Origin of the sequence: Micrococcus sp. KBS0714, from assembly GCF_002008305.4 — a bacterium.
GTDB lineage: Bacteria > Actinomycetota > Actinomycetes > Actinomycetales > Micrococcaceae > Micrococcus > Micrococcus luteus.
In genome coordinates this window covers 2,463,900-2,486,239 of the sequence record NZ_CP042169.1, presented here as the reverse complement: position 1 = coordinate 2,486,239, position 22,340 = coordinate 2,463,900, and the positions used below count along the sequence as shown (strand labels likewise).

Genomic DNA, 22,340 nt, shown 5'->3' with positions numbered 1-22,340 from the left:
TATCGACGAGATCTAAGGCGTGTCTGACGATGAAGCCAAGGGTCAGCTGACACCCTGGACGGCATGTCCCGGTTCCAGATGCTCTCCCGCGCCCAGTGGGAGCTGATCACCCCGAGGCTCCCGACCCGGACCGGCCGCGCCGGCAGGCCGTTCACCGATGCCCGCACGATGGTCGAGGCGATCATCTACCGGTACCGGTACCGGTGCTTCGATTCCCTGGAGGGACCTGCCCGAGGTCTACGGGCCCTGGCAGACCGTGTGGACCTGGCACCGCCGGATGGCGGCCGAGGGCACCTGGGACACGGTGCTGACAAAGCTAACCGCCGCCACTGACGCGCAGGGCTTGGTGGACTGGTCGGTGTCGGTGGACTCCACGATCGCCCGCGCTCACCAGCACGCCACGAACACCACCGGCACACAGGGGGATAGATCGAGTGACACGAATCTGCGTGAGGAGCCGGCCAATCACGGGGTCGGGCGCTCTCGTGGCGGGTTGAGCACGAAGATCCATCAGCTCGTCGATGGCGCCGGGATGCCGCTGGTCAACCTGATCACCCCCGGCCAAGCAGGAGACTCGCCCATGCTGCTTCCTCTTCTGGAACAGCTGCGTGTGGCACGGCCGGTAGGGCGGACCCGGACCCGCCCTGAGGCCGTGCTGGGTGACAAGGCCTACTCCTCCCAGCCGGTCCGCGCCCATCTGCGTGCCCGCCGGATCAAGGCGGTCATCCCTGAGCCGGCCGACCCGCGAGGCCACCGCAAACGCAGCGGCCCCCGCGGTGGTAGGCCCGTGGGCCCGGACGCGGCCGCCTACAAGGGCCGCAACGTCATCGAGCGCCAGTACGCGCACCTGAAGCAGTGGCGGCGCTTGGCGACACGGTATGACAAGTACGCGACCGTCTACCGGGCTGCCGTTCTCTTGAACGCGGTGACCGCGTGGTCGAAACTATTGTCAGACACGCCCTAGTCGGCCACGTTCGCCGCCTCCTCGTCACCCGCGGGCTCATCGGCTTCCATCTCCGCTGGGTCGTTGAAATTTTCCGGGGCGTCAGTACTTTCCGAATCCACCTCCCAGTCGCGCACCACGGGCTTGCACATGGCGTTTTCGATCATGGAGACGAGGCGTCGGCGCCGGTCGTTAAAGAACGCGTCGAAGTCTCCGGCGCGGAGGAGAGCCGGGTCGATCGCGTGGGTCGAGATCTGGGCGTCTACCTGCTGGGGCGTCAGGCCCTTGTCGTCGAGTCGCTCCGTGTATACCGCCGGAGAGTCGCCCCGAAGGCGGATGTTGGTCTTCTTGGCAAGGGGGGTCTTGTTGATGATGCTCTCCCGCCGCCAGGGTTCAATCCCGTTCTCGTCGCACCACTTCCGCGGGAAGACATGGTGGATGTCCACCTGGAGGTCGTCGTAGGACTGGAAGTCCAGCGTCTGGTCCAGCATCCAGTCCTTTGCTGGCGGTTGCTGCGCCATGATCAGGGCGTAGACGCCCTTGTACGCGGCCGAGAGGCGGGTCCGCAGCGATCCGAGACGAGACTCTGAGAAGCTCGCACGAATGATCGCCTCCGGGGTCTCTGCGGACTTGCCCAGCGACCATTCGGGGATCTGTTCCGCATCCTTGGCCAACTGGGTCGTGATCGTGGAGCCGTAGAGTTCGCCCAGTACGCCGCACCAGAACCACTGATTGAGCCGTGCCCGCACGGCATGCTCCTCGGCTCGATCCCCCAGGAGCGTGGTGATGATCAGTAGCGACACCACCTGAGAGCTGTAGGGGGCTCCGCGGCTGTCATGGATGTGCAGGTCGCGCAGGTGGCGAGCCACGGTGGGGAGGGCTTTGCGGAGACGTGGTGCCCAGACGCGATAGTCCTCCAGGCTCATGCCGAGGATGTCCTCTCGACGGGCGCTGGTCTGGGGGACCTGCTGTCCGGTCTTGCCGGCCGCAAGGGCCTCGCGTCGCTTCGCCAACGTGGCGAGCACGGAGACCGCCATGAGGAAGTCCGTGCTCTTCATGTCCGTGAGAACCGGGTAAGTGCGGAGCACCTCCTCCGTGAGAGCCCAGTCCTCCGCCAACCGGAAGTCCTCGCCGGTCTCCTCGTAATACGCGCGGTCACCGGCGAAGGTGGCAGTGAGCAGCTCGAAGACATCGAGGCGAAGGCCGCCGGTGTTGACCTTCTCGAACACGGTGGCCACGGCGTCTTTGGAGATGTCCTTGTCCAGCTCGATGGCAGGGATCTTGTAGGTCTGGACGGCCTGGGCCACGGAGGAGAGGAATCGCTGCGTGATCTCCATGCGCTCGGGCAAAGCCTGCTGGTACTTCATCATCCACGCGAAGCAGTCCGCGCTGTCGAACAGCACGGTCACGGGCATGAGACCCAGTTCCCATTGCTTCTCCTCGGTCGTCACGTCCAAAACGACGTCGCGGCCGATGTTCTCCGTGACGATCCCGGTGTCTGGCAGGGAGACGACGGCGTCCTCCTGCTCCCGTACATCCCCCAAAGCCTTGACCACGTCGACGAAATAGCGGCGCCGGAGCTTGTGATGGCGGACGTCCTCGGTGTCGACAATCCCGTCTCCCGTGAGCGCCTGGACCATGGACGTGGTGCGCTGCTGACCATCGAGGAGGAGCAGCTCGGGATCCTTGAGCCCCTCCGCGGGCACGCCCGTGATAGGCCGGGGCTTGAAGCGCACGTTCTGCCCCCCGGTCCTGAGAGTCATGATTACCCCCATCGGATGGCCGCGGAGGATGGTCACGAGGAGGGAGCGAATGCGCTCATCGTCCCAGCGGTACGGACGCTGGAAGTCGGGCAGTTGGAGCTCCCCACTGCGGGCCTTCTGCAGCAGCTCGACAATGGTGTACTGAGGCGTCTGGAAGGTCGACACGGCGGCCGCATCCTCTCGGGGAAGGTGGTCGGGGCTGTCTGTGATGCTAGTTGTAGGAGGGCATGACGTTGTTGACTCGGGCCGGGGCCAGTGAGGCCGGAGGAGCGTCTCCGCAGGAGGTATGAGGCCGATGGTAGTTGTAGTGGTTCACCCACACCGCCAGGGCCTCACGCCGAGCTTGCTCTGAGGTGTACGGGCGGGCGTAGAGGACCTCGTCCACCATCAGCCGGTTGTACCTCTCCACCTTCCCGTTATGGCGCGGGGTGTAGGGGCGGATCCGGTGGTGCCGGCCCCCGAGCGAGACCACCTTCCGGGTGAAGTCCACGGCCCGGTAGTTGTTGCCGTTGTCCGTGATCACCCTGTCGATCCGGATCCCGTGGGCGGCGAAGAACGCCCGCGCCCGGCAGAAGAACCCGATCGTGGTCACCGCTTTCTCGTCCTCCAACGCCTCGGTGTAGGCCAGGCGGGTGAACCCGTCGATCGCCGAGTGCAGGTAGGTGTAGCCGACCCGTCGGCCAGGCCCGCGCTTGGCTGCTCGCGCGTTCTCGGAGTCCCGGCCGTGAGCACGCCAGCCGCCCCCCTCGGGGATGCGCCCGATCTTCTTCACGTCCAGGTGCACCATGTGCCCCGGCCCTCTCGCGGTGATCTTCTGGGGTCGTTGGCGCAGGTCTTCTCCGGCCGGGGTCAGGTCCCGTAGGCGGGAGATCCCGGCCCGGTGCAGCCACCGTCCCACGGTACGAAGACACACCCGGTGGCCCTCGGAGACGAGGTGGTGATGGATGCGGCGGGCTGACCACTTGCGCTCCCGGCGCAGGGTCTGGATCTGGGCCACCACCTCGGGGTCGAGCTGGGCAGGTGAACGGTGCGGCCGGCTGGGCAGGTCCTGAAGGCCGGCTTCTCCCTGGGCGCGGTAGCGGGCGACCCAGGTGGCCACCGTGGGCCGGCTCACCCGGAACTCGGCGGCCACGTGTGCCTGCGGGATCCCGTCGTGCAGGTGGCGGTGGACCATCCTGAGACGGCCGGTCGGGGTCAGGGGTGCGTTAGCGTGAGTCATGAGTGGGTCTTTTCGGGCAGGTGGGTTGTTGAGGAACTTCCATCCTGCGGGAGAGGCGGGCGTGTCAACTTGTCTGTGTAAGCGGGGTGGTCACAGGTAGGGGTTGATCCGGTCGGGGTAGGCCGCGGCGAGCTGGGCGAGGGCCTGCTTCCAGTTCGTGACGGCCTGACCTTCGACGAGCCGGCCCTGGGCTTTGCGCTGGCCGGCGGGTTTGCCCCGGTCCCGAGCGCGTTCGGCGGCGCGTTTGTCTTCGATGTTGCAGATCGCCAGCCAGAGCAGCTTCACCGCCGCCTCGGTCGAGGGGAAGTGGCCGCGGTTCTTGGTCACCTTCCGTAGCTGGAAGTTCAGCGACTCGATGCTGTTGGTCGTGTAGATGACCTTGCGGAGCATGGGTGGGAACTGCAGGAACGGGATGAACCGCTCCCAGGAGTTCGCCCAGGTCGCGGCTGCAGACGGGTACTTCGTGCCGAGCTCGGAGGCCTCGAACTCGGCCAGCGCCTTCCTCGCGGTCTCTTCGTTGGGGGCGGTGTAGATCGGCTTCAGCGCGGCGGCGACCTTCTTGCGGTCCTGGTAGGCCACGAACCGCATCGCGGCCCGGATCAGGTGAACCACGCAGGTCTGGACCATCGAGTCCGGCCACGTCGCCTCGACCGCCTCCGGCAGGCCCTTGAGCCCGTCGCAGCACACGATCAGCACGTCCTGCACGCCCCGGTTGGCGAGATCGGCGCAGACGTGGGCCCAGAACGCCGAGCCCTCGGTGTCCTGGACCCAGATCCCCAGCACGTGCTTGATGCCCTCGAGGTCCACGCCGACGGCGATGTAGGCGGCACGGTTGAGGACCTGGCTGTTCTCTCGGATCTTGATCCGGATTGCGTCGAGATAGATCACCGGATAGAACTCCTCCAGCGGCCGCGACTGCCACGCCAGGACCTCTTCGCTCACGGCGTCGGTGATGTTGGAGATCGTCTCGTGCGACAGGTCCGTGCCGATCGTGGAGGCCAGGTGGTGCTGGATGTCCCGGATCGTCATTCCGCCGGCATAGAGGCTGATGATCATGTCATCCAGGCCCCCGAGGCGCCGCTGGCCCTTGGGCACCAGGCGCGGGGTGAACGACCCGCCCCGGTCTCGCGGGACGTCCAGCTCGATCGGCCCGACCTCGGACTCCACGGTCTTCGGGGTGGTCCCGTTGCGGGAGTTGGCGTGCTTCAGCGCCTCGCTCGAGCCCTTCTCGTAGCCCAGATGGCTGGTCAGCTCGGCCTGCAGGCCCCGCTCGAGCGCGGCCTTGACCAGCGCGGGCACGAACCCGCCGTCACCGGTGAGCTCGACGCCGCCCGCGTCGATCTGCGCGAACAGGGCATCAAGCTGCCCTGAGGCTTTCAGCTGCTCGACCAGGTCCTGGCCCGAGGGCTCGCCTGGGTTCTTCTCGTCGATCATGGTCATGATTCTTACCGTTCCTCTCGGTACGGCTTACACAGACCATCTGACACGCCCGGAGAGGCCCGCTCGTCTCATCTCAGCCCGTACCCCGTGGCAAGAACCTCATGACCCACAACAGCTAGTCGCAGGGTCCTCCGACCCCGGCCTTGGGCCATGCTCTTCTCCCGCCGGCGAGGGAAGCCTCCGCATCGGAAAGCCCCACGTCACGTCCATCCCGGGACGGCAGGGGTGCGGTCACAGACTCCCGTGCAGTGGCCCCGGGGGTTCGCACCCCACTCCCGCCCCGCCTCTCAGCCGTCGCCCCCGTGCCCCGGCGCGGGGGAGACTTCTCCGCGACATTCCCTGGACCTGACGAGAGGACACCCCATGACCACCGAGACCCCCACCCTCGCCGCCCCCGAGATTCCCGCCACCATGAAGGCCGTCGTCATGCGCGCGCCGGGCGACGTCGTCGTGGAGGAGGTGGACACTCCGCGCGTCGCCCAGCCCACGGACGTGGTCCTGAAGCTGGCCGCCGCGTGCGTGTGCGGCTCGGACCTGTGGCCCTACCGCGGCCACAACGACGTCGACCACCGGCGCATGGGCCACGAGTACGTCGGCACGATCGTGGAGAAGGGCGAGGACGTCGCCACCCTCGAGGTCGGCGACTTCGTGATCGGCTCCTTCATGCTCTCGGACAACACGTGCGAGATCTGCCAGGCCGGCTACCAGTCCCGCTGCGTCAACGCCGGCGAGTACACGGGCAGCCAGGCGCAGTACATGCGTGTCGAGCTCGCCGACGGCTCCCTCGTGAAGGTGCCCGGGGGTGAGCCCTCGGACCCGGACCGCCTGACCGACTACCTCGCCGCCTCGGACGTGCTCGGCACCGGCTGGTACGCCGCCGTCGCCGCGCAGGCCGGCCCCGGCAAGACCATCGCCGTGGTCGGCGACGGCGCCGTCGGCCTGTGCGCCGTCCTGGCCGCCAAGACCCTCGGCGCGGAGCAGGTCATCGTGTTCTCCCGCCACGAGGATCGGGCCGCGCTCGCCCGGGAGTTCGGCGCCGACGTCGTGATCGCCGAGCGCGGCGAGGAGGGCGCCGCCCAGGTGCGCGAGCTCACCGGCGGCTACGGAGCGCACGGGGTGTGCGAGGCCGTCGGCACGCAGGGCTCCATGGACCAGGCCCTGGCCTCGGTGCGCCCCGGCGGGTACGTCGGGTTCGTGGGCGTCTCCCACGACCAGACCCTCGACGGCTCCGACCTCTTCGGCCGCGAGATCCACCTCGAGGGCGGCCCCGCCCCCGTCCGCCGTTTCCTGCCCGAGCTGATCGAGCGCATCCAGTCCGGCGAGATCCAGCCCGGCCGCGTGTTCACCGCGCGCAGGCCGATCGACGACGCCGCCGAGGCCTACCAGGCCATGGACGAGCGCCGCGAGATCAAGGTGCTGCTGGAGGTCTGAGGGGCCGGGCCCGGCGCGTCCGACGGCGCCGGGCCGGGCTCATCTGGCCGCCTTCAGCTCCCGCTTGAGGATCTTCCCGGTCGCCGTCTTCGGCAGGCCGTCCATCGCCACCACGCTGCGCGGGTACTTGTACGGCGCCACTTGGGACTTCACGTGCGCGACGAGCTCCTCTTCGGTCGCGGTCGCGCCGGGCGCCAGCGTCACGTAGGCGGCCACCTCCTCGCCGAGCTCCGGGTGCGGCACGCCCACCACGGCGGCCTCCGCCAGCGCCGGGTGCTCGTAGAGGACCTCCTCGATCTCCTGCGGGTACACGTTCATGCCGCCGCGGAGGCGCACCTCGTCCAGGTTTTCGACGTCGCCGGGGTCCAGGTTGAGCGGCCCTCGAAGAAAGCGCCACCCCATGACACTGACACCATGACTTACAGTTGTCACTGTGAACTGGTCCTCTGATGATCTGACGGCCACCCTCGACGCCCTCCGCGCGCGTCGTGGCGACACCACCTCGGTCGAGGTCAAGCGGGCCACGGGCGGCGTCCCTTCCATGCCGGAGACGCTTTGCGCCTTCGCCAACATGCCCGACGGTGGAACCGTCGTCTGCGGCGTCGACGAGGCGCACGGCGAGTTCCGCGTGGTGGGCGTGCCCGACGTCGCCGTGCTGGAGGCGGGGCTCGTGGCCCAGGCGCGCGAGGCCGTCACGCCCAGTCCGACCCTCCTGCCCCAGGTCTTCCGCCTGGAGGGCAAGGACGTGCTCGTCGCCCACGTGGTGCCCCTGCGCCTCACGGACCGGCCCGCAACGGTGCGAGGGCAGGCCTATCTCCGCCAGTCCGACGGCGACTACGTGATGCACGCGCACGAGCTGCGCATGGTGGAGGTCGCCAAGCTCCACGCCGACGAGCGCGTGGACTACGACGTCAAGCCCGTCACCGGGATGAGCGAGGAGGACCTGGTCCCCGAGCTCGTGACCGACTACGTGGCGGCCGTGCGCGAGCGGGACCGCCGCCTCCGTGACCGCACGCACCAGGAGATCCTCCGCCAGACCAACGTCCTCACCGCCGCCGGGGAGCCCACCCTGGCCGGCCTCTACGCCCTCGGCGACTACCCGCAGGGCCGCTATCCGGGGCTCACCGTCACCGCCGCCGTCCAGGTGCGCGGGGGAGAGGGGCAGGCGCGCAGCCGCAACCTCACGGACTTCACCGGCCCCGTCCCCGTGCTGCTCGACGAGGTGATGGCCTGGGTGCGCCAGAACCTCGGGACCGAGCACGTGTACCGCCCCGACGGTCAGCTCGAGCGCCGCCCCGAGCTCCCGCTCGCCGCCGTCCGTGAACTCCTCGGCAACGCCCTCGTGCACCGCGACCTCGGCCCCGACACCCTCGGCGCGGGCAAGGCCATCCAGGTGCGGCTCACGGACCGGGCCCTGTTCATTCAGAGCCCGGGCGGCCTCCGCGGAGTGTCACTCACCCAGCTCGAAAGTGACGAACATGCCCAGGCCGCCGTCAATCAGCGGCTGTACCAGATCGCCAAGAAGCTCACGACGCCGGACGGCGCCTCCGTCATCGAGGGCGAGGGCGGCGGCATCCACGAGGTGTTCCGGTCCGCTCGTCAGTGGGGGCTGGGCCGGCCTCAGCTCATCGACACGGGCGTCCAGTTCAAGGCTCTGCTCTGGCGGCCGCGGCCCGAGGGGGCTCGGCCGAGTCGGCGGGAGCCTGCCGTGGAGGTTGCGCGGACACCCCCCGTGGAGGAGGTGCCCGACGTGAAGGCGGATGCGCCGTCATCGGCCGTGCCGCCCAGCTCCGCGCCCACCCGCCACGAGGGGCGCGTCCTCGGTGCCCTGGCCGCGGGGGAGGCGGTGGGCATCCGCGACCTGGAGGAGGCCACCATGCTGACCGCGCGGCAGATCCGCTACGCGCTCCGCCAGCCGCTGCTCGACGGGCTGGTGGAGATGACCGGCGGTCAGGGCCACAAGGACACCCGGTACCGACTGGTGTCGGCCAGAGGGGCGGGAGACTGACACTGCCGCTCTTGAGAGCCCCCCTTGGTGGTCGACTGTGAGTCTGAAGTGTCAATCTGTCGATGTGGATCCGTCCCATGAGCAGAATGAGGTCCTATGCCGCACTCTGATCCGGTTCCCGAGCCGTTCGTCCTGACTCTTGGGTCGGTGCTTGACGCCGCTGGCCTGGACCCGCACGAGGTTCTTGCCATCCGCCACACCTACAAGGAGTCGGGGCTGCCATCGCGGGCGGCAGCCACGCCGGAGCGGGTGCTCGCTTACACGCGGGAGCAGCACCACCTGGGGAAGTTCCCGAAGGAGCCTGCCCGCCACTGGCTGATCTTCATGGGGGAGGGCGGGCGTCGTTCTCGCCTCACCGCCGTGTACGAGAACCGCGGGGAAGCCGTGGCTGAGCGCACGGAGCGGTACCGGTACTACGACGTTGCGCCCGTGCCGCTGCTGGCCTCCCTCGAGGAGCGCCTGGTGGTGGAGTGGTCCGCAGACCCCGTGAACTGGGCCAAGCGCGGCCCCCTGGCGGCGCGGTTCCCCGTCCTGGAGATCGCCGACCCCACCACCGAGGCGTTCCCCGGCTTCGACCATGTGCTGCTCAGCTACGGGGGCTTGCAGTCAATGGTGACCGAGACCCGCTACGCAGGCTGGCGCACCGCCCTGCAGGCCGTACGCGGGATCTACCTGATCGCCGACGAGACCGCGGGCCAGTGCTACGTGGGCAAGGCCGACGGCGAGCGTGGTGTGCTCGGACGGTGGGAGGCCTACGCCCGTGACGGGCATGGCGGGAACGTCGCCCTCCGGGATGCCCTTGAGCTCGACCCCGCCCAACCGGAGCGGTACACGTTCAGCCTGTTGCGCGTGTTCGGCTCCAATACCCCGCAAGCCCAGATCGACGCCGCGGAGAAGCACTACAAGGAGGCTCTGATGACGCGCCGGTTCGGGCTGAACCGGAACTGAACGGACTCCGTTGTCCTGGGGGAGAGGGCGAAGGTCAGACGGGAGGGGGGATGGATTGCCCCCGCCGAGCCTCGGGGAGGAGGACAAGCGCGCCATCCCGGCACTGTAGCCATCGCTGAGTTCCTCGAATGTGACTGCCCACGAGCACACGGGGCATCTGCAAGCCGCCCGCATTGATGTCGTCGCGCGGGCCGACGTCGTCGAGGCGGGCGGGCCAGGTCTGATGGGTGTGAACGGCCTCCCCGGAACCGGCAAGACGACAACGCTCCGGGACATCCTGGCGTCCAACGTCGTCGAACGAGCACGCCGATTGTCGGCGTGTGAGAACCCATTCGACGCCCTCACCGAACGCACCCATGAGTGGACCGGCGAGGGCAGGATGCGACGACGGGCGCGCGAACTCCGGCCTGAGGTGGCCGGCTTCGAAATGGTGGTGGCCTCGGCGAACAACGCGGCCGGGGAGAGCATCTCCGAGGAGATTCCACAAGTTGAGTCCCGCATAGTGGTGTAGCGCCCGGTGGTCGGGCACGTCGTTCCAGACGTGGACGCGGCCACCGTGTGATCCTTCGAGTCAACCTCTCACAGAATCCTCGAATGGAGTCATCACGATGACCGCTCCTCATATTGTCGACCCTGCCGGCCTGCTGGGCGAAGCCCTGTCCGAGGCCTCCCCGGACATGATGCGCCACCTGCTGCAGACGATGATCAACACCCTGCTCTGCGCTGACGCCGATGCGGTGGTCGGCGCCGAATGGGGCAAACCCTCCCGTGACCGCACGGCCCAGCGCAATGGGTACCGGCACCGGGACCTGGACACCCGGGTCGGCACCGTGGACGTGGCCATCCCGAAGCTGCGCTCGGGCACCTACTTCCCGGAATGGCTGCTCGAGCGGCGCAAGCGGGCCGAATCGGCGCTGATCACCGTGGTCGCAGACTGCTACCTGGCCGGTGTCTCTACCCGGCGGATGGACAAGCTGGTCAAGACCTTGGGCATCAATGCCCTGTCGAAGTCCCAGGTGTCCCGGATGGCCGCGGACCTCGATGAGCAGGTGGAGGCCTTCCGCCACCGGCCGCTCGGGGAGGCGGGACCGTTCACGTTCGTTGCCGCGGACGCGTTGACGATGAAGGTGCGTGAGGGCGGGCGTGTGGTCAACGCGGTGGTGCTCATCGCCACCGGGGTCAACGGCGACGGCCACCGCGAAGTGTTGGGCCTGCGGGTGGCCACCAGCGAGACCGGGGCGGCGTGGAACGAGTTCTTCGCCGACTTGGTCGCCCGGGGCCTGGCCGGGGTCCGGCTGGTCACCTCTGATGCCCACCCCGGGCTCAAGGACGCCATCGCCGCGAACCTGCCCGGTGCGGTGTGGCAACGCTGCCGCACCCACTACGCGGCGAACCTGATGGGCATCACCCCGAAGAGCATGTGGCCGGCGGTGAAGGCCATGCTCCACTCGGTCTACGACCAGCCCGATGCCGCCAGCGTCAACGCCCAGTTCGACCGGCTGCTGGACTACGTGAGCGAGAAACTGCCGGTGGTGGCCGAGCACCTCGATGCTGCCCGGGCCGACATCCTGGCGTTCACCACATTCCCCAAGGACGTCTGGACCCAGATCTGGTCGAACAACCCGGCCGAGCGGCTCAACCGCGAGATCCGCCGCCGCACCGACGCGGCGGGCATCTTCCCCAACCGGGCGGCCATCGTACGACTGGTGGGCGCGGTGCTGGCCGAGCAGACAGACGAGTGGGCCGAGGGCCGTCGCTACCTCGGCCTGGAGGTCCTGGCCCGCTGCCGACTCACCACCGTCAGCAACACGGGAAGCGAGGTGAACCCCGACACCGCGCCCGCCCTCGAGTTCAGCGCCTGACAACCCCAACGAAGGAATCAGCCGCTACACCACTTCATGGGGCTTGACCATTCCACAGCGGAGCGCCATCAAGGACAGCCGGAACGTGGATGCGGACTACTTCGCCTGCCTGTCCACCGCCGCCTTGGGCGGAAGCGGCGGGGGAAGAGGACGCCCTGGATGAGGACAGCTTGACGTCGGAGCAGCCGGGCACCTCGGGCCTGGCCGCTGCACCGATGGCAACGGCACCGACCCCCGCCCCGCTCCGCGCGCAGGCGGCCGACGAGGGGGTAGTGCTGCTCGGGGTCCTTCTGGAGGGCCCGGACCGGCCCGGACCGGCCCGGGGCGCACGGGGCCGGCCGGACCGACCTACGGACCGGACGGCTCAGCCCTGGGCCGACTCGACGTCCTCGTCGACCCAGTCGCGGGAGCGTTCCACGGCCTTCTTCCACAGCCGCAGGGTGCGCTCAACCTCCTCCTCGTCCGTGGTGGGCTCCCAGCGCTTGTCCTCTTCCCAGTTGGCCACGAGCTCGTCCTGGGACGCCCAGAACCCCACCGCCAGGCCTGCGGCGTAGGCGGCGCCGAGAGCGGTGGTCTCGATGACCTTGGGGCGCACGACGGGCACGCGCAGCAGGTCCGCCTGGAACTGCATCAGCAGCTCGTTGGCGACCATGCCACCGTCGACCTTCAGTTCGGTGAGGTCCACGCCGGAGTCCGCGTTCATGGCGTCCAGGACCTCGCGGCTCTGGAAGGCGGTGGCCTCGAGCGCCGCGCGGGCGATGTGCCCCTTGTTGACGTAACGGGTCATGCCCACCATGACGCCGCGGGCCGCGGCGTCCCAGTGCGGGGCGAAGAGGCCGGAGAACGCGGGGACGAAGTACACGCCGCCGTTGTCCTCCACGCCGGCGGCCAGGGTCTCGACCTCCGGGGCGCTGGCGATCATCCCGAGGTTGTCCCGCAGCCACTGGATCAGCGAGCCGGTGACGGCGATCGAGCCCTCCAGCGCGTACACCGGCTTCTGGTCGCCAATGCGGTACGCCACCGTGGTGAGCAGGCCGTTGTCCGAGTGCACCGGCTCCTCGCCGGTGTTGATCAGCATGAAGTTGCCGGTGCCGTACGTGTTCTTGGCCTGGCCGACCTCGAAGCACGCCTGGCCGAAGGTCGCCGCGTGCTGGTCGCCCAGGATGCCGGTGATCGGCGTCTCGCGCAGCAGCTGCTGGCCGGATACGGTGCCCACCTCGGCGGAGGAGCTGACGATCTCCGGAAGCATGGACATCGGGATGCCCATGTCCGCGCAGATCTCCTCGTTCCAGTCGAGGGTGTCCAGGTTCATCAGCATGGTGCGGGAGGCGTTGGTGACGTCGGTGACGTGCCGGCCGCCCTCGCCGCCGCCGGTGAGATTCCACACGAGCCACGAGTCCGTGGTGCCGAAGATGAGGTCGCCGTTCTCGGCGGCCTCCCGGGCACCGTCCACGTTCTCCAGAATCCAGGCCACCTTGGGCCCGGAGAAGTACGTGGCCAGGGGCAGCCCGACGCGCTCCTTGTAGCGGTCCGCGCCGACGTCGCCGGCCAGGCGCTCGCAGAGGCGGTCGGTGCGGGTGTCCTGCCACACGATGGCGTTGTACACCGGCTTGCCGGTGTTGCGGTCCCACACCACGGTGGTCTCACGCTGGTTCGTGATGCCCACGGCGGCGACGTCGTGTCGGGTCACCTCGGCGCGGGCCAGGGCCTCGCCGATGACCTCGCGGGTGTTCGTCCAGATCTCCACCGGGTCGTGCTCCACCCAGCCGGCGCGCGGGAAGATCTGCTCGTGTTCGCGCTGACCAGTGGACACGATGGCCCCACTGTGGTCGAAGAGGATCGCGCGCGTGGACGTGGTGCCCTGGTCGATGGCCATCACGTAGCGGGGGGTGGTCATGTCCTACTCCTTCGGAGGTGGTCACGGGGGTGTGGGGGTGGCGGGCACGTTCCCGCAGGGGAACGTGCCCGCCGGGGTTGGACGGGCAGACCGCTCAGACGAACAGAGGCGCGGCGAGGCCGGCCAGGACGGCGCCGACGAGCGGGCCGACGATCGGCACCCAGGCGTAGCCCCAGTCCGAGCCGCCCTTGTGCCGGATCGGCGCGACGGCGTGGAACAGGCGGGGGCCCAGGTCGCGCGCCGGGTTGATGGCGTACCCCGTGGGGCCGCCCAGGCTCGCGCCGATCGCGACGACGAGCAGGGCCACCGCGAGCGGGCCGAGCCCGGAGGGGGTGGAGCCGAAGAGCAGGACCACGAACACCAGGACGAACGTGGCGATCAGCTCGGTGACCATGTTCCACAGCGGATTGCGGATCTCGGGACCTGTGGCGAACGTGCCCAGGATCGCACCCTGGTCCGTCTCCGTCTGGTAGTGGTCGCGGTAGGCCAGCCAGGCCAGGGCCGCGCCGAGGAAGGCGCCGATCAGCTGCGCCGCGAAGTACGCGAGCGTGGTGCCGAGGGTCACGGCGATGCCGGGGGCGTACTCCTCGGCGCCGCTGACGAGCAGGCCGACGGTCACGGCGGGGTTCAGGTGCGCACCGGTCGCGGCAGCGACGTAGACGCCCGCGAAGACGCCCAGCCCCCAGCCGAAGCTGATGAGCAGCCAGCCTCCGCCGTTGCCCTTGGTCTTCGAGAGGACGACGTTGGCGACGACGCCGACGCCCAGCAGGAGGAGGATCGCCGTGCCGGCGATCTCATACAGGAAGATCGTGCCCATGGACGGGCTCCTTTCAGGGGGTGGGGGCGGCGTCGGCGTCGGCGGCCGCGAGCGCGGCGGCGGCGGTGACGTCGTCGTGGGCGGTCTCGCCGCGGAGGCGTGCGGCGACGAGGTTCTTGTACGCCCGGATCTCACCGGCGATGCGCTCTTCATCCCAGCCCAGCTCGGGGGCCACGAGGGACGCGATCTCCTCGGCCGCCGCGACGCCGCGGTCGCGGACCTCGGTGGACAGGCGCGTGCGGCGCTCGATGACGTCGTCCAGGTGGACGACGCCCTCGGCTCGGGCCGCGTAGACGATCTCGGCGCGCAGGTAGCGCGGCGCCTCGGCGAGAGGGACGCTCAGGGACGGGTCGGCGTCGATCAGGTCGAGCACGTGGCGCAGCACGGTGCCGTAGCGGAACAGGAGCCGGTCAACGCGGGCCTCGTCCAGGCCGTAGTCGGCGGCGATGCGGTCCGCCTCCGCCTCGATCTCCGAGTAGCCGAGGCCGCCGAGCACGGGGATGCGCTCGGTGAGGCTGGGACGGGTCGGGTGGGTCTCGCGCACCACGAAGTCCACGACGTCCTCGGCCATGGCCCGGTACGTGGTCCACTTGCCGCCGGCCACGGCGGTGAGGCCGGGGGCCACCTCGGTGACGGTGTGCTCACGGGAGATCTTGGTGGAGCCGCCGTCGGACCCGGTGACCGGCTGCAGCAGCGGCCGCAGCCCGGCGTACGTGGCGACCACGTCGTCACGCGTGAGGTCCTCCTTCAGCACCGCGTTGGCGTGCTCGAGGATGTAGTCGATGTCGTCCGCGGTGGTGGCCGGATGGGCCACGTCCTCCGCCCACGGGGTGTCCGTGGTGCCGATCACCCAGTACTCGTCCCACGGGATGAGGAACAGCACGGACTTCTCCGTCTTGGTGATCACGCCGGTGGCGGCGTCGGCGCGGATGCGGTCGCGCGGCACGGTGATGTGGGCGCCCTTGGAGGCGAGCACCTCGAGGCCGCCGTCGGCCCCGGCCAGCTCCTGCTGCTCCTGGGTCCACACGCCCCCGGCCAGGATGACGGCGCGCGCGTGCACGTCGAACTCCTCGCCGGAGGTCTCCTCGCGGACACGCACGCCCTGCACACGGCCGTCGTCGCCGCGCAGGTAGCCGGTGACGGCGGTGTAGTTGGCGGCCACGGCGCCGTGGTCCACGGCGGATCGCACGAGCATCATGGCCAGGCGGGCGTCGTCGAACTGGGCGTCGGCGTACTCCACCGCGCCGACGATCTTCTCGTCGTCGAGGGAGGGGAAGGTCGCGGCCATGGAGCGGCGGCTGAGATGGCGGTGCGCGCCCATCGCGCGGCGGCGGCCGAGCGACTGCATGGCGTCGTACATGGTGACGCCGGCGCCGATGAAGCCGCGGTCGATCACCTTGTGGAAGAACGGGAAGACGAAGCGCAGGGGACGCACCAGGTGGGGCGCGGTCTGGGTGAGCAGCAGGTCGCGCTCCCGCAGCGCCTCGTACACCAGCTTGACGTCCAGCATCTCGAGGTAGCGCAGGCCACCGTGCATGAGGCGGGAGGAGCGGGACGAGGTCCCGGAGGCCCAGTCGCGGGCCTCGACGATGCCCACGTCGAGGCCGCGGGTGGCCGCGTCGAACGCGGCGCCCACGCCGGTGGAGCCGCCGCCCACGACCAGGATGTCGAGGGGGGCCTCCGGGCTGGTGGCCCGGAGGCGGGCGAGGTGGTCCTCCCGCGTGGCGGCGGAGAGGGGGACGGTTCGCAGGGTCGGCATGGGGGGTTGCTCCTTTATCAGTGGAAGCACAGTGTAGTGGCGTGGCTCACGATACCCAGTATCAGCGCGAGCCGAGGTCCATGATGTCACTCCCGGGTCGCGGGTGCCCACGCGCCGGGTACGGTCTCGCGGAACCCGAGCCGCTCGCACAGGGCCACGTCGGTGCGCGTGGAGGTGGCCCGTCTCGCACGGTCCCCGGACTGTGGCACCTCACCCTGTTCCGCTGGAACGAGGGCGGCGCGCCCCGGGTGACACGCGCCCTCGGGTGAGGCCCCGCCCCTACACTCCGACCATGGATATCACCGTCGGCGCCGTCGGCCGCGCCTCGCTCTCGGACTGGGAACAGGAATGCTGCGGTGACCCGATCGCCGTGGGGGAAGTCCACGAGCTGATCCTGCTGCCCTCCCGGGGAGTGAGTCAGGCTGGGCCCCTGGCCTCTGCAGGCTGGGTCGTCACCCATCACGACGACGGCAGCCCCGCCGGGTCGATCCCGTTGCGTCGTGTGCGGGCCGTGGTGAGGGCGGCACACGAGGTGTGGCCCTCGGGGCGGCTCGCCGAGATCGACCGCGTCCCCGGCCACGCTGACCTGACGATCCTTGAGCCGGAGGAGGCCACCGGCCTCGGCTTGGGGGAGGTCGTCTACGTCGGCGCCTACGAGCCGGTGCTCCCGGAGACTCCCCGCCCTGACGAGTGGCTTCTCGACCTGGAGATCCTCGAGGACCTCGGTCCGCACACCTGGTGAGCCTCGCGAGTCCACCCCCTCACGGTCTCGAGCTGCATGGGGGGTCAAGTCCCTGGAAGTGGTGTAACCGTCTTCGAGGTTGTAGGGGGCTTGTACCTGTCAGGTCTGCAGGGTCGGCATCACCTCCGTGCTCATCACGGTCTCTTGCTCCGTGGTCAGGGGCTCACGGCACCGGGCGAGCAGTTCCAGGCCGAGATACCGGCGGCCTTCGGCCCATTCATCTGTCTGCTCGGCCAGCACGGCCCCGACCAGGCGCACCACGGCATCCCGGTTCGGGAAGATCCCTACCGCGTCCGTGCGGCGCCGGATCTCCCGGTTCAGCCGCTCGGCGGGGTTGTTCGACCAGATCTGGCACCACACGTCCCTCGGGAACGAGGTGAACGCGAGGATGTCCTGTCGAGCGGCGTCTAAGTGGGCGGCCACCGCGGGCAACCTGTCCTGCACGTAGTCCAACAGGCGCTCGAACTGGGCGTGCACGGCCGGCCCGTCGGGCTGGTCATACACGCTGTGGAGCATGGCCTTCACCGCCGGCCACATGCTCTTCGGGGTCACGGCCATCAGATTCGCCGCGTAATGGGTGCGGCAGCGTTGCCACACGGCCCCGGGCAGGTTCGCCGCCACGGCTTCCACGAGGCCGCGATGGGAGTCCGAGGTCACCAGTGCCACCCCGGCCAGCCCCCGGGCCACCAGGTCCGCGAAGAACTCGTTCCACCCCGCCCCGGACTCCGTGGTGGCCACCCTCAGCCCGAGGACCTCGCGGCGCCCGTCCGCGTTGACCCCGGTGGCGACCATGGCCACCGCGTTGACCACACGCCCGCCCTCACGCACCTTCATGGTCAGGGCGTCGGCGGCGAGGAACACGAACGGGCCGGCCTCGCCCAGAGGCCGGTGGCGGAAAGCCTCGATGTGCTCGTCCAACTCCTGTGCCATCCGGCTGACCTGGGACTTCGAGAGCGAGTCGATGCCCAGCTGCCGTACGAGCTTGTCCATGCGCCGGGTCGAGACCCCGGCCAGGTAGCAGTCCGCGACCACGGTGATCAGTGCGGACTCGGCCCGTTTGCGGCGCTCGAGCAGCCATTCGGGGAAGTACGTGCCGGCCCGGAGTTTGGGGATGGCCACATCGATCGTGCCGGCGCGGGTGTCCAGGGGTCGGTGGCGGTAGCCGTTGCGCTGCGCTGTCCGATGTTCGGAGGGCTTGCCGTACTCGGCGCCGCAGACCGCGTCCGCGTCGGCGGAGAGCAGGGCGTTGATCACGGTCTGCAGCAGGTGGCGCAACAGATCGGGAGAGGCCTCCCCGAGAGCTTCGCGCAGAAGGCGTTCAGGGTCGACAATGTGTGGAGCGGTCATCGTGGTGATGTCCTTTCGAGAGTGCTGTGGAAGGTTCACTCGAAGGCTCCCACGGTGACCGCGTCCGTGAAGGGGACGGTGTTGGCGACCGGGGAGGGTTACACCACTATCAGGGACTCAACTTGCATGGGGTGAGCGTAGAAGTCCGTTCGTCGTCATAGATGGCCCCTCACCCCCCGGTCGCTCGCGAGCATCGCGTAGACGAGGGTGTCCGTCCACTCGCCCTTACTCCACAGGTCCTGCCGGTGGTGTGCCTCTCGACGCATCCCGAGCGTCTCGGCCAGTCGGGCGGACGCCGTGTTGCGGGCATCCATCTGTGCCACCACCCGGTGCAGGCCAGACGTCTCGAACCCCAGGTCCAGCAGCGCAGCCGCGGCCTCCCGGGCGAAGCCTTGACCGGCATGCCGCGGATCCAGTGCCCAGCCGATCTCCGCGACACCGCGCTCGCGGTCCGTCAGCCACAGGATCACGTCACCCACGGGGACGCCCGCGTGCTCCACCACCAGGGACACCGCCCCGGATGGGCCGCCGAGGTCGTCCCACGTGATCCGCTTGGCCAGCTTCGCTCGCGCGGTCGCCTCGTCCCAGGGCTCGTCCAGCAGGTGGCGCACCACCACGGGCTGCATGTACATCTCCTGCAACCAGCCGAGGTCGTCCTCCCGGTGCGGCCGCAGCGTCAGCCGCGCGGTGGGCAACGGCCAGTCAGGGGCGCGGCCGCCCGCAGCCGCGCCCTCCTTGCGCCCCGCCGGAGGCGGGGCGTCGACGTCGGCGGGGACCGGCGTCGTCGTGCCGGACGCCCAGTCCTGGCGCAACATTGCGTAGGCCACGGACGCGAGCGGCTCGCCGCCGTCCACGGGCCAGCCGCGCCGGTAGTGCGCCTCCTTGACCCAGCCGGCCCGGCGGAAGGTGCGCAGCATGGGGACGTTGTCCTCGCGGGTCTGGCCCTCGAAGCGGTCCACCGCGGGCATCGTCTCGAAGACGTGCCGGGTGAGCGCGGTGAGGATCTGCGCGCCGAGCCCGCGCCCGCGGAACCGCTCCGCCACGCGCAGGTCGAACAAGGGGGTGGGGTCCGTGAGGTCCTCCAGGCGCACCACGCCGACGCGGCCGTGCTCGGGATGCTCGATCCAGAAGGTGCGGTGGTCCTCATCCTCCCAGGCGCCGCCATCGACGGCCTTCTCCGCCTCCGGCCGGGTGACGCGCGGGCGCGTGTGGAACGGCCACGCGTTCTCGGTGAGCAGGGCGACGAGCGCGTCCCGGTCGGCGCCTGCCGGGTCGAGTGGAGTGAAGGTGACGTCCATGGGGCCGAGAGTAGGGGAGGGGACGTCACCGCCGCCCGTTGCCGTGACCCCATGGCCACGCCCCTCCTCGACCTCGCGGCGCGCCGCGCGAGGAAGCCCGGGACGCGCAGGCCGAGATCGGCTGGACCATAGCCCAGGCCCACGCCGGCCGGGGCCGCGCCACCGAGCTGGCCTGTGCCCTGTTGGACCTCGCCTTCGCAGGCCTCGGCGTCCGACCCGTGGAGGCTCACGCCTTCGCGGACAACGCGCCCATCCTGCGCGTGATGGAGAAGGTCGGCCTGCGCCACGAGGGCACCTTCAAGGAGGAGTCACTGCACCGCACCCGCGGCTGGGTGGACGGCGTCACTTACGCGATGCTCGCCTCGGAGCATCGGGCCCGGGGCAGACGGCTTTCCACCTCACGACGCCCAGAAGTACGCAACTCTCTAGACATAACGTTGCGTAAGGTGGCGGCATGAGCAACGATCCGCGCCCGACCCCGTGGGCCGTCGGCTGGGAAGAGCGCCCCTGGGCCGCGGGCCCGGATGACGCCGGGCTGCGCTCCCGCAGCGCTCGCGTGCGCGCCTCGGGCCCGTATCGAGCCGCGCTCCCGGCCCGCATCGCCCGACTCGGGCTCGACCTGCCCTCTGATCTGGCGACCGAGGTCGAGGAGGCGACGGCCGCCGTCGTGCGCTTCGATGCTGAGATCAGCCACGCCCTCCCGGGGCTCACCGGCGAGATCGCCCCGATCGACGCGGTGCTCCTGCGCACTGAGTCCGCGTCCTCCTCGCAGATCGAGCACATCACCGCGGGCGCGCGAGCCCTCGCCCTGGCGACTCTCGGCGAACGCACCCGCCCGAACGCAACGCTCGTGGCGGCGAACGTGAGGGCCATGGGCGCTGCTTCCCGGCTGGCCGCCGACCTCGACGAGCCCGCCCTGCTGGCCGCCCATCGTGCCCTCATGGACGGTCAGGAGCATGCCCGGCCGGGCGCCTACCGCGATGCGCAGGGGTGGATCGGGGGCGGGGCGCCCACGCCGCACACGGCGCAGTTCGTCCCGCCCCACCCGGAGCGCCTGCGTGCCGGGATGGACGATCTCTTCGCCTATCTGCGCCGCACGGACGTACCCGCCCTCGTGCAGGCCGCCATCGCGCACGCTCAGTTCGAGACCATCCACCCGTTCGCGGATGGCAACGGCCGCACCGGGCGCGTCCTCGTGCACGCCGTGTTGCATCGGGCCGGCGCGATCACCCGTATGGGGGTGCCCCTCTCCGCGGGACTCCTCACGGACACGGCCGGATACTTCGACGCCCTCACCGCCTACCGCGACGGCGACCCCGCGCCCATCGTGCGCCGCTTCGCGCAGGCCGCCCTGGCCGCCGTCGGCAACGGCCGAGAGCTCGTCGCGGACCTGGACGAGGCCCTGACCGGCTGGCGCGAGCGGCTCACCGCCCGGCGGGACGCGGCGGTCTGGCGGGCGCTCGCGGTGATCATCGCGCAACCGGCCGTGACCGTGGACCATCTGGCCCAGGCGCTGGGTGTCTCGCGCCCGGCCGCCCAGCGGGCCGTGGACCAGCTTGTCGAGGCCGGCGCTCTGCAGGCCGCGTCCGCTCAGCGTCGGAACCGGGTGTGGCTGGCCACCGAGGTGCTCGCCTGTCTGGACGAGTTCGCCGCGCGTGCGGGCCGGCGGGGTTGACGGGGGCGGTCTACAGGGTTGACCAGCCTCAGTGCCGTATGGAGTGCCCCGGCCATGGTCAGGCGAACACACGAGGTGAGGCCCGCGGGATGACTCGCGGTCCGTCAGCCACAGGATCACGTCCCCACGGGCATGCCCACGTTCCCCACCACCAGAGACACCGATCCGGCAGGGCCAGCCGAGGTCGTCCTCCCGGTGTGGGCGCAGCGTCAGGCGCGCGGTGCGCAACGGCCAGTCAGGGGCGGGGCCGCCCGCAACCGCGCCCTCCCCGCGCTCCACCCGGGACGTCGACGTCGGCTGGGTGCCACGCTTCGACGTCGACGTGCTGGAGGCCGCCCTGCGGCCCGTCCACGAGCGGCCCCGGTGGGAGGAATGGGGGCAGATCGCCGCGCCAACCCTGCTGATCACCGGGGAGAACGGGTACGTGCCCGCCGGAGAGCTGGACGAGATGCGGCGTCGGCGCCCGGATGTGCGGCACGTGCAGGTGCCCGGCGCGGGGCGCGACGTGCACCTGGACGCGCCGGAGCGGGTGGCGGAGCTCGTGCGGGGGTTCGCGGCCTGATTGCTCTGGGGCAGGATCACCTCATGGACCACAAGCAGATCCTCCACGACGGGCTGCGCCGCCAGCGTGCGGCCCTCCTGCAGAAGCTCGAGGGCCTCAGCGAGCGCGACGCCCGCCTGCCGCGCACTCCCACCGGCACCAACCTGCTGGGACTGGTCAAGCACGCCGCCGTCGTCGAGCTGGAGTACTTCGGCGAGACGTTCGACCGCCCCGCGGAGGTGCAGCTGCCCTGGGCGGCGGCGGGGCAGTCGGAGGAGGACAACGTGGACATGTTCGCCGCCGAGGGGGAGTCCCTCGAGGACGTCCTCGAGTTCGCCCGCCGCTGCTTCGCACACGCGGACGCGACCATCACGGCCCTCGGCGCCGACGCCCACGGGCGGGTGGCGTGGTGGCCCGACGACAAGGCGGAGGTCACGCTCGCGCAGATCATCGCGCACGTCGCCCTGGACGAGGCCCGGCACGCCGGCCACGCGGACATCCTGCGGGAGCAGATCGACGGGCAGGCCGGCCTGCGCGCCCCGGGGAACAACCTGCCCGTGTGGGGCGCCGACCGCTGGGCCGCCCACGTGGACCGTCTGACCGCCATCGCGGAGGGGAGCGGCGGGCCGGGCCGGAACTGAAGGCACATG

At 70.1% G+C, this 22,340-nt stretch carries 18 protein-coding genes and 2 pseudogenes; 11 read left to right on the top strand and 9 right to left on the bottom strand.

Translation table 11 applies throughout. The features are described 5' to 3' along the window. Window positions 1-63 precede the first annotated feature (63 nt). A protein-coding gene (locus B1A86_RS11365; protein WP_371705210.1) for an IS5 family transposase occupies window positions 64-964 on the top strand; the annotation gives its coding sequence in 2 pieces (ribosomal slippage) (window positions 64-207 and window positions 209-964; 900 coding nt in all). Here B1A86_RS11365 and B1A86_RS11360 read toward each other — a convergent pair. The 3 genes from B1A86_RS11360 to B1A86_RS11350 form a co-directional block, all read right to left on the bottom strand. Further along, window positions 961-2,871: a DUF262 domain-containing protein gene (locus B1A86_RS11360; RefSeq protein ID WP_168196739.1), complete on the bottom strand. Its 1,911-nt coding sequence runs from the start codon at window positions 2,869-2,871 to the stop codon at window positions 961-963. The two genes, B1A86_RS11365 and B1A86_RS11360, sit on opposite strands and share 4 nt — an antisense overlap. 46 nt (window positions 2,872-2,917) lie before the next feature. Beyond that, window positions 2,918-3,925 carry an IS481 family transposase gene (locus tag B1A86_RS11355; RefSeq protein WP_138976830.1) on the bottom strand — a complete coding sequence of 336 codons (1,008 nt, stop codon included), beginning with the start codon at window positions 3,923-3,925 and terminating at the stop codon, window positions 2,918-2,920. A 90-nt stretch (window positions 3,926-4,015) separates the two neighbouring features. Beyond that, window positions 4,016-5,359 carry an IS256-like element ISMlu11 family transposase gene (locus B1A86_RS11350; protein ID WP_044658726.1) on the bottom strand — a complete coding sequence of 448 codons (1,344 nt, stop codon included), beginning with the start codon at window positions 5,357-5,359 and terminating at the stop codon, window positions 4,016-4,018. A 369-nt stretch (window positions 5,360-5,728) separates the two neighbouring features. Here B1A86_RS11350 and B1A86_RS11345 point away from each other — a divergent pair, with 369 nt between their 5' ends. Continuing rightward, window positions 5,729-6,796 (top strand): zinc-binding dehydrogenase, encoded by a 1,068-nt coding sequence (locus tag B1A86_RS11345; RefSeq protein ID WP_138976831.1) that lies wholly within the window; start codon window positions 5,729-5,731, stop codon window positions 6,794-6,796. A 39-nt stretch (window positions 6,797-6,835) separates the two neighbouring features. On the opposite strand, the pseudogene B1A86_RS11340 reads toward B1A86_RS11345, so the two are convergent. Further along, window positions 6,836-7,129, bottom strand: a pseudogene (locus B1A86_RS11340) (long-chain fatty acid--CoA ligase); the annotation flags it as partial. 100 nt (window positions 7,130-7,229) lie between these two features. On the opposite strand from B1A86_RS11340, the gene B1A86_RS11335 reads away from it, so the two are divergent. The 4 genes from B1A86_RS11335 to B1A86_RS11320 all read left to right on the top strand — a co-directional run bounded on the left by B1A86_RS11335 (window position 7,230) and on the right by B1A86_RS11320 (window position 11,614). Next, the gene (locus tag B1A86_RS11335) at window positions 7,230-8,804 is read left to right on the top strand and encodes an ATP-binding protein (protein ID WP_078026196.1); all 1,575 of its coding nucleotides are present in this window, start codon (window positions 7,230-7,232) and stop codon (window positions 8,802-8,804) included. A gap of 147 nt (window positions 8,805-8,951) precedes the next feature. Next, window positions 8,952-9,752, top strand: a complete 801-nt coding sequence (locus B1A86_RS11330; RefSeq protein WP_246836829.1) for a GIY-YIG nuclease family protein — start codon at window positions 8,952-8,954, stop codon at window positions 9,750-9,752. A gap of 130 nt (window positions 9,753-9,882) precedes the next feature. Continuing rightward, window positions 9,883-10,263, top strand: coding sequence for a hypothetical protein (locus tag B1A86_RS11325; RefSeq protein ID WP_246836828.1), 381 nt, complete (start codon window positions 9,883-9,885; stop codon window positions 10,261-10,263). A 97-nt stretch (window positions 10,264-10,360) separates the two neighbouring features. Continuing rightward, window positions 10,361-11,614, top strand: a complete 1,254-nt coding sequence (locus B1A86_RS11320; protein ID WP_002854328.1) for an IS256 family transposase — start codon at window positions 10,361-10,363, stop codon at window positions 11,612-11,614. 364 nt (window positions 11,615-11,978) lie between these two features. On the opposite strand, the gene glpK is transcribed toward B1A86_RS11320, so the two are convergent. The 3 genes from glpK to B1A86_RS11305 all read right to left on the bottom strand — a co-directional run bounded on the left by glpK (window position 11,979) and on the right by B1A86_RS11305 (window position 16,087). Further along, window positions 11,979-13,511, bottom strand: coding sequence for a glycerol kinase GlpK (gene glpK, locus B1A86_RS11315; protein ID WP_078026193.1), 1,533 nt, complete (start codon window positions 13,509-13,511; stop codon window positions 11,979-11,981). A gap of 94 nt (window positions 13,512-13,605) precedes the next feature. Beyond that, window positions 13,606-14,328: an MIP/aquaporin family protein gene (locus B1A86_RS11310; protein WP_078026192.1), complete on the bottom strand. Its 723-nt coding sequence runs from the start codon at window positions 14,326-14,328 to the stop codon at window positions 13,606-13,608. 13 nt (window positions 14,329-14,341) lie between these two features. After that, window positions 14,342-16,087: a glycerol-3-phosphate dehydrogenase/oxidase gene (locus tag B1A86_RS11305; protein WP_078026191.1), complete on the bottom strand. Its 1,746-nt coding sequence runs from the start codon at window positions 16,085-16,087 to the stop codon at window positions 14,342-14,344. Between the two features lie 292 nt (window positions 16,088-16,379). Between B1A86_RS11305 and B1A86_RS11300 the strand changes: the two genes are divergently transcribed. Continuing rightward, window positions 16,380-16,829: a hypothetical protein gene (locus B1A86_RS11300; RefSeq protein ID WP_073117367.1), complete on the top strand. Its 450-nt coding sequence runs from the start codon at window positions 16,380-16,382 to the stop codon at window positions 16,827-16,829. Window positions 16,830-16,928: 99 nt separating this feature from the next. Here the strand turns inward: B1A86_RS11300 and B1A86_RS11295 are convergent, their stop codons facing one another. Continuing rightward, a complete protein-coding gene (locus B1A86_RS11295; protein ID WP_049160619.1) occupies window positions 16,929-18,176 on the bottom strand; it encodes an IS256 family transposase in 1,248 nt (415 codons plus the stop codon). Between the two features lie 155 nt (window positions 18,177-18,331). Beyond that, window positions 18,332-19,474 (bottom strand): GNAT family N-acetyltransferase, encoded by a 1,143-nt coding sequence (locus tag B1A86_RS11945; RefSeq protein WP_078025307.1) that lies wholly within the window; start codon window positions 19,472-19,474, stop codon window positions 18,332-18,334. Window positions 19,475-19,584: 110 nt separating this feature from the next. Between B1A86_RS11945 and B1A86_RS11285 the strand changes: the two are divergent. The 4 genes and pseudogenes from B1A86_RS11285 to B1A86_RS11265 form a co-directional block, all read left to right on the top strand. After that, window positions 19,585-19,932 (top strand): annotated as a pseudogene (locus B1A86_RS11285) (GNAT family N-acetyltransferase); the annotation flags it as partial. Further along, window positions 19,929-21,149, top strand: coding sequence for a Fic family protein (locus B1A86_RS11280; protein ID WP_078025309.1), 1,221 nt, complete (start codon window positions 19,929-19,931; stop codon window positions 21,147-21,149). The pseudogene B1A86_RS11285 and the gene B1A86_RS11280, both read left to right, overlap by 4 nt. 220 nt (window positions 21,150-21,369) lie before the next feature. Next, on the top strand, window positions 21,370-21,711 hold the full coding sequence (locus tag B1A86_RS11270; protein WP_138976832.1) for an alpha/beta fold hydrolase: 342 nt from the start codon (window positions 21,370-21,372) through the stop codon (window positions 21,709-21,711). A 23-nt stretch (window positions 21,712-21,734) separates the two neighbouring features. Then, a complete protein-coding gene (locus B1A86_RS11265; RefSeq protein ID WP_020621621.1) occupies window positions 21,735-22,331 on the top strand; it encodes a DinB family protein in 597 nt (198 codons plus the stop codon). The last annotated feature ends 9 nt before the right edge of the window (window positions 22,332-22,340 follow it).